The sequence below is a fragment of the Paenibacillus sp. EKM212P genome (assembly GCF_011066115.1).
Classification (GTDB): Bacteria; Bacillota; Bacilli; order Paenibacillales; family Paenibacillaceae; genus Paenibacillus; species Paenibacillus polymyxa_B.
Genome location: NZ_JAAMNR010000002.1, coordinates 697,961 through 711,415, shown reverse-complemented (window position 1 = coordinate 711,415; position 13,455 = coordinate 697,961). Strand labels below are relative to the sequence as shown.

The window sequence follows — 13,455 nt, the reverse complement described above, 5'->3', positions numbered from 1 at the left end:
TTCATACAGCTAGGAGGACATGTTTATGGATTCAAAAGATATTTTTCGTGCGGTGCAAGCAGGGGAAATAAATTATGAAGATGCTGAAAAACAATTGCTTCAATTTATTGGCGAGCTCCCGGATGAATCATTGGAAGCCAGTCCACAGGAATTACCAGAAGGACTGGCTTTCACGTTGCAACCATTGGACAGCTTCCACACGCCGGAGGATGGGCAGGAGATAAGCGCCCCCCAAATAAAGGTACAGTCTGTGGTTGAATTGCAGGAATTTGAGTACGGGATTGTCTTGTTAAAAATGAAGGACACGGCGCACAAAAATACATTTTCCGATGAACTGATTATTGGCCTGAATCAGGCGTTTGAGACAGTGCAGGCTAACGAGAATTATAAAGTTGTGATTCTGACGGGATATGACACCTACTTTGCCACAGGAGGCACCCAAGAGGGATTGCTGGCTATCCATGAGGGAAAGGCGAAATATAGCGATACCAATGTTTACAAGATTGCTTTGGATTGCAAGCTGCCCGTCATCGCTGCTATGCAGGGACATGGGATTGGTGCTGGCTGGTGCATGGGGATGTTTTGCGATTTTATCGTGATGAGTCGGGAAAGCATCTATACTACTAACTTTATGAAGTACGGCTTTACCCCCGGAGCGGGTTCAACCCTGATTTTCCCTGAGAAATTCGGGGTTAGTATGGCACAGGAAATTTTATTTACAGGTACTAGATATAGCGGTTCGGAACTGGAAACCAAAGGGGTTCCTTTTCCAGTTGTATCGAGGAATGAAGTGGTGCCGTACGCCATGCAGCTGGCAAGAAAATTGTCCGAGTCTCCCAGGGAGTCATTAATTGAGCTGAAAAACCATATGGCTCAATCGATAAGAGAAAAGCTGGCGGCTACTATTGAAAAAGAAATAAAAATGCAGGATAAAACGTTTGTGAATCAGCAAGAAGTTAAAGAACGGATTCAATTCGCCTATGGACAGCTGCCGAATAGCAATGATTCCCACAAAACGGTCAAGCATATTGATTCTAAAAAAGCTATGCCAGATATGCCGCGCGGTCAGGAACATAAGGAGTCTATCGCGATTATTGGTATGGCAGGGCAATTCCCCGAATCCAGGACTTTGGCTGAATTTTGGGACAATCTAGCTCAGGGAAGGGATTGTATATCGGAAATCCCTTCAACGCGATGGTCAATCGATGAATATTACGATACCGATCCCAAGGCTCAGGGAAAAACCTATAGCAAATGGATGGGTGTTTTAGAGGATGTAGATAAATTTGACCCGTTGTTCTTTAATATATCCCCTGCAGAAGCAGAGATGATGGACCCTCAACAGCGCCTGTTTCTTGAAAGCAGCTGGAAATGCATTGAAGATGCCGGATTAAATCCAGCCTCACTGTCGGAGAGCCGATGCGGTGTTTTTGTAGGTTGTGCAGCCAGTGATTATGGGAGGTCCATGAGTGGGCAGGGGTTAAATGCGCAGGTTCTCATGGGAGGGTCTCCTTCAATTCTATCCGCTCGGATTTCGTATCTGCTAAATTTGAAAGGTCCTTCTTTGGCTATTGATACCGCGTGCTCTTCCTCTCTGGTGGCCATTGCTGAAGCCTGCAACAGTCTCCTTTTAGAAACAAGTGACCTTGCTTTGGCAGGCGGAGTCATGATTATGGCTGGTCCGGGAATGCATGTTATGACTAGCAAGGCAGGAATGCTGTCCAAGGATGGACGGTGCTTTACCTTTGATGCCCGTGCAAACGGGTTTGTCCCCGGAGAAGGAGTTGGGGTCATTTTATTAAAGCGGCTCTCTGATGCAGTCAGAGACAAGGACTCCATATATGGAGTTATTCGGGGATGGGGAATGAATCAGGATGGAAAAACCAACGGAATAACTGCCCCAAGTGTAAATTCACAAATCTCGCTGGAAAAAGACGTATATCGACGGTTTAACATTCATCCCGAAACCATCTCCATGGTCGAGACCCACGGGACAGGAACAAAGCTGGGTGATCCTATCGAGGTGGAGGGACTTACGGAATCATTCCGATCCTATACAAGCAAGAAGGGCTATTGCGCATTGGGGTCACTGAAAAGCAATATGGGTCATATGATGACTGCGGCCGGGGTGGCCAGTGTGATGAAAGTGCTGCTGGCCATGAAGCATCGCCAATTGCCGCCTACCATCCATTTCGAATCCTTAAATGAGCATATTTCTCTGGAGAATAGCCCGTTCTACATTAACACCGGTCTACAAAGCTGGGAGCCCGAACCGGGAGTACCCCGGCGTGCGGGCGTAAGTTCCTTCGGATTTAGCGGCACTAACGCTCATATGGTTATTGAAGAATATGTTCCTGTAGTCTCTGCGGTGAATCTACCCCCAGTGGGTAAAGCCAACCCGGGACTATTTGTGCTGTCCGCTAAAAGTGAACAATCCTTGAAAACCTATGCAGCAGATATGATGAATTTTGTTAAGTTGCACGAAAGCGTTAATCTGACGGACCTGACCTATACCTTGCAAGTGGGAAGAGAGGCTATGGACTGGCGTCTCGCGTTTTTGACGGATTCCAGAGAAAATCTGATAGATGAACTTGAACTTTTTATTAACGGAAGCTCGTCGGAAAAAGTGCTGATCGGCCGTGTGAACTATGCAGGTAGCGGAATCGAACTCTTGGATTCGGACGAAGACACCGGAACCCTGGTTCGGGCCTGGACTGAGAAAAAAAGACTTGATAAGGTAGCCAAATTGTGGGCCAATGGCGCAAGCATTGAATGGGACGCAATTTATGGAGATACCAAGCCCAGACGAATCAGTCTGCCGACCTATCCTTTTGAAAGGGCACGCTATTGGTTATCCGAAACAGACACTGGACAAGGCAGTGTAAATCCAGCTATGACTGCCCAAATTCATCCTTTGTTGCATCAGAATATTTCCGACCTCTCCGGACAACGTTATAGCTCTACTTTTACGGGCCGGGAGTTTTTCCTGTCAGACCACAGAATCAAGGGTCAACAAACATTACCCGGGGTGGCTTACCTCGAAATGGTGCGAGCAGCTGTAGAAGAGGCAGTGGGGGCTGTAGTAGAAGGCGAGACCCATATTCGGCTAAAAAATATCGTATGGGCCCGGCCTGTGGTTGTAGCAGACGGACCGGTGAGGGTACTCATCAGTCTATATCCCCAGGACAATGGAGAGATTGCGTTTGAAATATGCAGCGGGATGGAAGGAGCCGATGCTGAGGGCATTATACACAGTCAGGGAGTCGCTGTGTTGGAGAGGGCGGGCGAGCTACAGTATCTGGACCTGAATGTCTTACGGGCAGAATGTACCCGTACACCACTTTCTTCAAGCCAATGCTATGAAGCTTTCAGAGCCATGGGGATAGACTATGGACCGGCACACCGTGGTATTGAGGCAATCTTCCGAGGAAAGGATTACGTGCTGGCCAAGCTGTCCTTACCATCCTCTGTACTCCATACTCAAACTGAATTTGTTCTGCATCCGTCTTTGATGGATTCAACTTTGCAGGCCACAATCGGCTTGGTAATGGGTTCGGAAGAAAATTTGCCTGTAGGCAAGCCTGCGTTACCCTTTGCATTGGAGGAACTGAAGATATCCGAAAAATGCACTCCAGTGATGTGGGCCCGGATCTCGCAACATGGGAGTGTAGAGACGTCGAATGGATTAAGTAAGGTGGATATTGATCTGTGCGATGAGACCGGAAAGATTTGCGTGCAGTTCAAAGGACTTTTATCCAGAGCGTTGGAAGGAGATGTGGGACAAGCCAGCATCACTGAGGATATGGGTACACTGATGCTTGAACCTGTCTGGCAGGAGATGCCTGTCACCGCAGGGGTGAACGCAAACGAAGATATCCGGTATGTTGTGATCCTGTGTGAAGTGGATGGTATCGCCGGGGAGGATATTGAAGCCCACATGGATGGTACTCGCTGCCTTGTTTTACAGTCTTCCAGCGCGGATATGGACGGTCGGTTTGAAGATTATACCATTCAGATATTTGAAGAATTGCAAAGTATCCTGCTAGACATACCCAAACAGAAAGTTTTGATACAGCTGGCAACCCACGCTCGGAAGGACCAACAGGTTTATTCCGGGCTTTTTGCAATGCTGAAAACCGCTCAAAAAGAAAATCCGAATGTCATGGGTCAGTTGCTTGAGCTTGATGTGGAGGATGATGTCGAAAGAATCATTGAGAAACTACAAGGGAACCGGAGTGGCCGGTATAACGAACGGATACGGTACCAAGGGGACAAACGACAGGTTTTAATATGGCAAGAAATTGAAGCCTTACGTGAAGATGCAGACCTGCCGTGGAGAGATGGTGGGATCTATCTCATTACTGGTGGCTTAGGCGGTCTGGGGCTTATTTTTGCCAGAGACATTGTGCGCAATGTGAAAAACTCCACCGTCGTATTGGTGGGTCGGTCATCACTTTCTGCGGACCAAAAGGCTCTGTTAAACGAACTGAGAGCGCTGGGTGGTCATATAGAGTACCAACAGGCGGATGTGGGCCACAACGAATCGGTTACCGGGCTAATTCATGGCATCGTCGAGCAATTTGGCGGCCTTAACGGTATTTTGCACACAGCCGGAGTGATTCGGGACAACTTCATCATCAAGAAGACTAAAGAAGAGGTTAGAGAAGTGCTGACTCCGAAGGTCTCAGGGGTGATGAATCTGGACCAGGCCAGCAGAGACTTGCCCCTGGATTTCTTTATCTTATTTTCTTCGGGCGCAGGAAGCCTTGGCAATGTAGGACAGGTTGACTACTCCGCTGCTAATGGCTTTATGGATGCCTATGCCTCCTATCGAAATGCTTTGGTGACAGCAAAGCAGCGCCAGGGGCAAACGCTGTCGATAAACTGGCCTCTGTGGAAGGATGGAGGCATGCATGTCGACCTGGAAACGGAAAGGGCGATGCAGGGCCTAGGCATGATTGCCATGCAAACGGAGAGTGGAATCAAAGCTTTGTATCAAAGTCTGTCTTCCGGCAGAAGTCAGGTTATGGTGATCGAAGGATATCCCCAAAGGATTAAAGCGGCAATTTTAGGCCAGCTCTCAGAAACTGATGTCTCAGGCCGATCTGTAATGGAAAGCGAGGGAGCATCGCTTATCGGAGAAGAATGGCTAAGGGAAAAAGCAGAGGGTTATTTGAAAACGGTACTTTCAACCGTGATCAAGCTGCCCGCTGAAAGTATAGATGTACATGCACCAATGGACAGGTATGGGATTGACTCCATACTGGTTATGCAGCTTACCAATGAATTGGAAAAGACTTTCGGCTCACTACCGAAAACATTATTTTTTGAATACCAAAATCTCCGGTCATTGACGGGTTATTTCCTTGGAACGTATCGCGGTCGGCTGATTGATGCTGTAGAAGCGACAGAGAAGAATACGGCTCCTGATGCAGGCCCGAAAGCACCTATAAAAGCAACCATAGAGCCTTTGACTTCGATATCGGCTAATCGTAGGCGCCCATGGCTTCTCCCGACAGGTATACAGCCACATCAGGAGAAGAAGGCACTAGACATTGCAATTATCGGCGTGTCAGGAAGATATCCGGGAGCACTAGGTATCCGAGAGTTCTGGGAAAACCTAAGGGATGGAAAGGATTGCATTACAGAGATTCCCAAGGGGCGCTGGGATCACAGTCTGTACTTTAATGAAAACAGAGGCAAGCCTGGGAAAACCTACAGCAAGTGGGGAGGGTTCATCGATGGAGTGGACTGGTTTGACCCGTTGTTTTTCAATATTTCGCCAAGGGAAGCGGAAACGATGGACCCGCAGGAGCGCTTATTCCTGGAATGCGTTTATGAAACGATAGAGGATGCAGGTTATACGAGAGAAACCCTTTGTGCAGAGCGGGAGCTTGGCGGCATAGAAGGCAATGTCGGGGTTTACGTCGGAGTGATGTACCATGAGTATCAACTCTATGGAGCCCAGGAACAAGCCAAGGGAAGGATGATTGGACTTCTCGGGAATGCCTCGGCGGTTGCCAACCGGGTATCGTATTTTTGTAATTTTCAAGGGCCAAGTATCGCTGTAGATACTATGTGCTCCTCGTCACTGACATCAATTCATATGGCCTGTCATGGACTACAGCATGGAGAATGCGAACTGGCAGTAGCAGGAGGGGTTAACGTCTCCATCCATCCTAACAAATACCTATTGTTGGGACAGGGAAGTTTTGCATCAAGCAATGGGAGATGTGAAAGCTTCGGACAGGGAGACGGATATGTACCGGGAGAAGGAGTCGGGGCTTTGCTGCTCAAGCCATTAGCCAAAGCCATAGCAGACGGAGACCGCATATATGGAGTTATCAAAGGAACTGCAGTGAACCACGGGGGAAAAACCAACGGCTATACCGTACCTAACCCCAACGCACAGGCCCGTGTGATTGGTCAGGCAATTAAGGAGGCAGGAATCAACCCCAGAACCATCAGTTATATAGAAGCCCATGGAACAGGAACTCCACTGGGAGACCCGATTGAAATTGCAGGCTTACAGAAGGCCTTCCGGAAATATACCAGGGATAAGCAGTTCTGTTCAATCGGGTCGGCGAAGTCTAATATCGGGCATTGTGAGAGTGCTGCTGGTATCGCCGCGGTGACAAAGGTGCTTTTGCAGTTGAAATATAAACAAATCGTGCCTTCGTTACATGCAAGTACCTTAAATCCCAATATCGACTTCAGCGATAGTCCCTTTAAAGTTCAGCAGGGGTTAGAAGAGTGGAAAAGACCAGTAGTTGCTATCAACGGTGAAACCAGAGAATACCCAAGGGCAGCAGGAGTATCAGCCTTTGGTGCTGGGGGCTCTAACGCTCATGTGGTCATCGAAGAATATATTCCAGAAGAAGCTAGTCAGCAGCAAGCTGATCCTACATCCCTGAATCCTGTCATGGTCGTGTTGTCGGCCAAAAATAAGGAAAGGCTGGACGAGCAGGTGCAAAGATTGCTGTCTGCAATCAGAGAACTGAATGACCCGCATACAAGTCTCTCAGATATCGCCTATACGCTGCAAATTGGGCGGGAAGCGATGGACGAACGTCTGGCGATCATTGCAAAATCCATCCAAGAGCTTGATCGGAAATTGGAAGGCTTCCTGCAAAAAAAGGAAGGCGTAGAAGAACTGTATAGAGGACAGGTAAAGCGTAATAGAGGAGGGCTTGTCACTCAGGAAGTCGATGAAGATATGGCTAAAATGATTGATGCATGGGTGGACAAAGGGAAGTATGGAAAGCTCGCTGAACTTTGGGTTACGGGACTGATTTTGGATTGGAACAAGCTTTATGAGGATGTGAAGCCTCGCAGGATGAGTCTGCCAACCTATCCTTTTGCCAGAGAAAGCTATTGGATACCCGTACATGAGGGAAAGAGCGCCGCAATAACAGAAGCCGCTTCGTCCCAATCTTCCTTTTTGACACCTTTACTGCATCAGAACACTTCAGACTTTCTGGAGCAGCGGTTCAGTTCAACGTTTACAGGCGAGGAATTTTTCCTCAAGGATCATGTTGTGAAAGGCCAAAAGGTTCTGCCTGGCGTAGCCTATCTTGAGATGGTACGAGCGGCTGTAGAACGTTCCACAGGAGATATGGACAACAGCACAACAGGAATCCGTTTGAAAAATGTAAACTGGATTCGGCCCATTGTGGTGGACAACCAGCCAGTTCCTGTACACACCAGGCTATCCCTGGAAGACACCGGAAAAATCAGCTTTGAAGTGTATAGCGGGCAAGTAGGAAGCGAAAGAGGGCATACCGTGCATAGCCAAGGTGATGCGGTGCAGGTTTGCGTAGAGCAAAAACCGAGACTAAACCTTAAGGCGTTACAGGAAGATTTTGGTCAACACAGGTTTAACGGATCGCAATGCTACGAAATCTTCGAGGAAATGGGAATGGATTATGGCCCGGCATACAGATGTGTGGAGAAGGTATATACACATCCGGGCAGGGTGCTAGCCAAGCTGGCATTGCCTTCCTTCATTTCTAATATGATGGACAGCTTGGTCCTTCACCCCAGCTTGCTGGATTCGGCCTTGCATGCATCCATCGGGCTAATCATGGGCCAAGAGAAAGAAGGGCTACCGGGTAGCGCTGTACCAGCTACGCCTCATATGCCGTTTGCTCTCCAAGAGATTGAGATTTATGGGGCATGCACCCCGACCATGTGGTCGTTGATTCAATACAGCGAGGGCAGCAAGAAAGAAGACAAGGTACAGAAGCTTAATATTGACTTGTGTGATGAGGAAGGAACTATTTGCGTCAGAATAACAGGATTATCCACCCGGGCGCTGGACGGAGAAGTCGTCATTGAAAATGCACAAGGCGCAGCAGAAGGAGAAAGTGCCGTCGACCCGCTTGTAGGATCCGTAATGCTCATCCCGAAATGGGACCCGGCTGCTGTAAAAAAAGATGTCGTTTCCCCGTCACAGACAGACCGATTGGTCATTGCAGGTGGTACTGACAAAGACCGACAGGCCATCCGGGAGTATTATCCTAGGGCGCATTTCTTGGAGCTTCAAGCGCACGATTCCATTGAAACAGTTGCCTCAAAGGTAGAAGAATATGGAGCCGTTGACCATATTCTGTGGATTGCACCCTGCGCTTCCGTCGAATCGGTGACTGCCGAATCCTTGATCAAGGAACAGGAGCAGGGAGTCCTTCTCTTCTTTAGAATGGTCAAAGCGATGCTTCTATTGGGATACGGGACGAAAAAGCTAGGCTGGACAACGATAACCAATCAAGCTCAGCCGATGGATCAGAACGATACAGTCAACCCGACTCACGCAAGTCTTCATGGGCTGGTAGGCACCATGGCCAAAGAATATCCGAACTGGAAAATCCGTATCCTTGACCTGCAATCCGATGATGACTGGCCGCTATCCGATATATTTACGCTGCCTTCAGACCGGCAAGGACGGATGTGGGTTTTCAGAAATGGGCAGTGGTATCGGCAGCAATTGATTCCATTCAAACAGACTTCAGGTTTAAAAGGACAGACGCTATACAAAGCCAGAGGCGTCTATGTGGTCATCGGGGGCGCCGGCACTATCGGAGAGGCTTGGAGCAAGTATATGGCCTGTACCTACCAGGCCCAGATGGTGTGGCTAGGCAGAAGGCAAAAGGATGCTTCTATCCAGGCCAAACTGGACGGATTTGAAGGCCTGGGACCTGTTCCAAGCTATATCACGGCGGATGTAGCAGACGAAAGGGAGCTGCAGCGGGCATATGAGGAAATAAAACAGCGGTACTCCAACATAAACGGTGTGGTCCACTCAGCCATTTCATTTTTGGAGAAGGGCTTGGAAGATTTGACGGAGGAAGAGTTCCGGTCAGGGCTTTCAGCAAAGGTTGATGTCAGTGTACGCATGGCTCAGGTCTTCCAAAATGAGCCGTTGGATTTCGTATTGTTCTTCTCTTCCATGATTACCTATGTAAAGAATCCGGGACAAAGTAGCTATGCTGCCGGAAGTACCTTTAAAGACGCGTTTGCGCATCGTCTTTCGCAGGAATGGCGTTGTCCGGTGAAGGTCATGAACTGGGGATACTGGGGGAGCGGCGAAAACAATGCCTCCCAAAATGGAGGGCAGGAGGTAGAAAACTACTCCAGACTGGCGCAAATAGGTGTTGGGCTCATTGACCCGCAGGAGGGGATGGAGGCGCTTGAGACGCTTCTTGCCTCACCGATAGACCAAATGGGGCTTATGAAAACAACAAGACACCTGGAGATGGAAGGGACTAATCCGACGGAAGAGATTGATCTCTACCCGCCTAATTCGGATCCGAATCTCAGGGATATTCAGGAAAATATTGCTACAGCAATACAATCAAGAAGCCATTTTATCGAAAACTATGCTGCAGACGATATGGGCGACCTCCAGGAAAGGGAGATGGAACATCTCCTAAGCAGGTTGTTACGGGAGCAGCTCTTGTCCATGGGGTTATCAGGGACAGATCGTCAGTCCGTCGACGAGTTCAAAAATAAACTCGGACTTCCTGAGCTATATGGCAAATGGCTAAAAGAGAGCATGGAGATTTTGGCACAGATGGATAACGACCTATCAGGTAGAAACTCCAGCTTGACGGATCGAGATGATGTCTGGCAGGAATGGGAAGAGCGCAAGCGTACTTGGCTGCAATATCCGCAGATGAGAGCAAGGGTCAATTTGGTTGAGACAACGCTACGAGCTTTACCGGAAGTGCTTACCGGAAAATCGTCTGCGACCGAAATCATCTTCCCCAATTCCTCAATGGAACTAGTGGAAGGAATTTATAAGAATAATCTGGTTGTGGACTACTTTAATGAGGTACTTGCCGATACTACTGCCGCTTATATCCAGGAGATGATTATGGCCGACGCCGCTGCGGAAATCAGAATTCTGGAAATCGGCGCGGGCACCGGAGGGACCAGTGCTACGCTATTCCTGAAATTACGCCCATATCGCAAACACATTCAGGAATATTGCTATACCGATATTTCCAAAGCCTTTTTGATGCACGCGGAAAAAGAGTATGGGCCGCATAATCCGTATCTCAGCTATCAGATTTTTAATGTTGAAGAACCTATTGCCGGGCAAGGTATTGAGACGGGTAAATATGATATTGTCATTGCCGCTAATGTGCTTCATACCGCAAAAGACATCCGTCAGGCGTTACGTAATGCTAAAGCGGTTTTGAAAAGCAACGGCTTGCTCCTGCTCAATGAAATCACAGGTAGTAGCGTGTTTACCCACCTTACCTTCGGATTGCTAGATGGTTGGTGGGCGTATGAGGATCCGGAATGGCGTATTCCTGGATGCCCAGGGCTCCACCCTCAAATATGGGAAACTGTATTGGACAAAGAAGGTTTCCATGCAGCGTTCTTCCCGGCGCAAGAGGCGCATGATTGGGGCCAGCAGATTGTTGCAGCCCAAAGCGATGGCTTGGTTCGGCAAAAGCGACAGCACAAACGAAGATCAATATTGATAGAGAAAAGAACCGTAGAGACGGTATCAGTGAAACAACGAACTCAACCCAAAATAGAGGTAGCACAAGCAGAGGTAGAACATGTGCTGCGTGAAAAAAGTACGGCGTACTTTAAACATTTGCTTGGTGAGACGCTAAAAATGGACCCGGGAAGTATCGACTCAACGGTAGCCCTGGAAGAGTATGGAATTGACTCGATATTGGTAGTGCAAATCACAAATGTTTTGCGTGAAGTCATCGAAGATTTTGCCAGCACGCTGTTTTTTGAGTACAACACCATAGATGATCTAGTAGCATACCTTCTTCAAACGCAAAAGGACTCGTTGAAGAAGCTGGTAGGAATGAAGGAACAGGAGTTGACCGAAGAGACTTCCAGAGTTGAAGAGGGCCCTGCTTCGCAATTACTCGCTACTGTCCCGATGAGGTTTGACCGGGGAGGGCGTTTCCTTAAGCCTTCTGACAGCACAATGGAAAAGCCAACGACACGATCCTCCAATATCAGGGATGTTGCGATTGTTGGGATGTCAGGACGCTATCCGGGAGCTCGTAATATAGAGGAATATTGGAACAATCTAAGAGAAGGTAAAAATTGCATAACTGAAATTCCGAAAGACCGTTGGGATTGGAAGACCTACTTTGACCAAGAAAAAGGGAAAAGGGGCACAATCTATACGAAATCGGGTGGTTTTATCGAAGGCATTGATTTATTCGATCCGCTATTTTTCAAAATTTCTCCCGCAGAAGCCGAAACAATGGACCCGCAGGAAAGACTGTTCCTGGAAGCAGCATATGCAAGCATAGAGGATGCTGGGTATACCCCTGCCAATCTTTGTGAGAGTAGAAGAGTCGGTGTATTTGCAGGTGTTATGAACGGAAATTACGGTTTGGGACCTCAATATAATTCCATCTCGAACCGGGTTTCCTATCATTTGGATTTCCAAGGTCCGAGTATGTCCTTAGATACCGCTTGCTCTTCCTCATTGACGGCGATCCATTTGGCTTTGGAAAGTCTGTATAGCGGTACAAGCGAGTGTGCCATTGCCGGGGGAGTCAACTTAATTGTAGATCCTATCCACTATATCAAGCTGTCGGCTATGACGATGCTTTCTAAAACGGGTGAATGTAAGTCATTCGGAGACCAGGCAGATGGATTTGTCGACGGAGAGGGTGTCGGCGCGATTGTGTTGAAGCCGCTGGAGAAGGCCATTGCAGATGGCGACCATATTTATGGAGTTATCAAAGGGAGCATGCTTAATGCTTCAGGTAAAACCAGCGGTTATACAGTACCTAGCCCTCAAGCTCAATCCTGGTTGATTGAAGAAGCGCTCCAGCGTGCGGATGTCGATGCAAGGACAGTTAGTTATATTGAAGCCCACGGAACCGGTACAGCTCTGGGAGATCCTATTGAAATTGCAGGATTGACAAGGGCTTTCGAAAAATTCACAAAGGATAAGCAGTTCTGCGCCATAGGGGCGGTCAAATCGAATATAGGCCATTGTGAGAGTGCAGCAGGCATTGCAGGGGTGACTAAAATATTGTTGCAGCTTAAGCACAGCCAGCTAGTACCATCCTTACATTCAAGGAAGTCGAACCCTGAAATTAATTTCAACAATACTCCTTTTATCGTTCAGCAAAGCCTGGAGGAATGGAAGAGACCGGTAATTACAAGCGATGGAATCACAAAAGAATATCCAAGACGGGCTGGAATATCTTCTTTTGGTGCAGGCGGGGCAAACGCCCATATCGTGATTGAAGAGTATAATCCCGAGTATCAAGAACAGTCTGGAACAGAATCTGACTCTCAGGGACCTGCTATGATCGTATTGTCAGCCAAGAGCGAGGAGCAGCTTAAGGAAAAGGGACGGCAGCTGCTGAATGCTCTTCAGGGCCAGCTATCCTCCGCAAGCCTATCGGATATTGCTTACACGCTTCAGGTGGGGCGCGAGGCGATGGAGGAGCGTTTAGCCGTACTTGTGGAATCTACCGCAGAGCTTGAGGAAAAATTAAAGAGTTTTGTGGATGGACGTCATAACATGCTCAACCTATATAGGGGACAGGCTAAACGCAACAGAGAATCGTTGTCTATTTTTTCGGGGGACGAAGACTTGCAACAAATGATCGATCTTTGGATTTCCAAAAAGAAATATACCAAGCTTTTGGAGCTGTGGGCCAAAGGGATAAATTTGGATTGGAAAAAACTTTACACAGGGAAGATGCCTCACCGTATCAGCCTGCCTACCTACCCTTTTGCTAAAGAGCATTACTGGACTTCTGAAAGCAAGGATCAAGTAAAAGCCTATGCATTATTTTCGCAAGGTGAGAGCGATGTAGACTTTGATGATATATTGTGCGGCAGACTCTTGGATGAAATGATGAACGATACCCTGTCTGTTGATGAGGCTGCCAGTGAAATCCTCAATATATGTATACGTAAATGAGAAGTTTCTACGTGCTGGGAGGCAATAGA

The 13,455-nt window shown here is 47.9% G+C and carries 1 protein-coding gene; it reads left to right on the top strand.

Features of this window, described 5'->3' with window-relative positions; translation table 11 throughout:
* The first annotated feature begins 25 nt into the window (after positions 1-25).
* Positions 26-13,426: an SDR family NAD(P)-dependent oxidoreductase gene (locus tag G9G54_RS09310; protein ID WP_165177469.1), complete on the top strand. Its 13,401-nt coding sequence runs from the start codon at positions 26-28 to the stop codon at positions 13,424-13,426.
* The last annotated feature ends 29 nt before the right edge of the window (positions 13,427-13,455 follow it).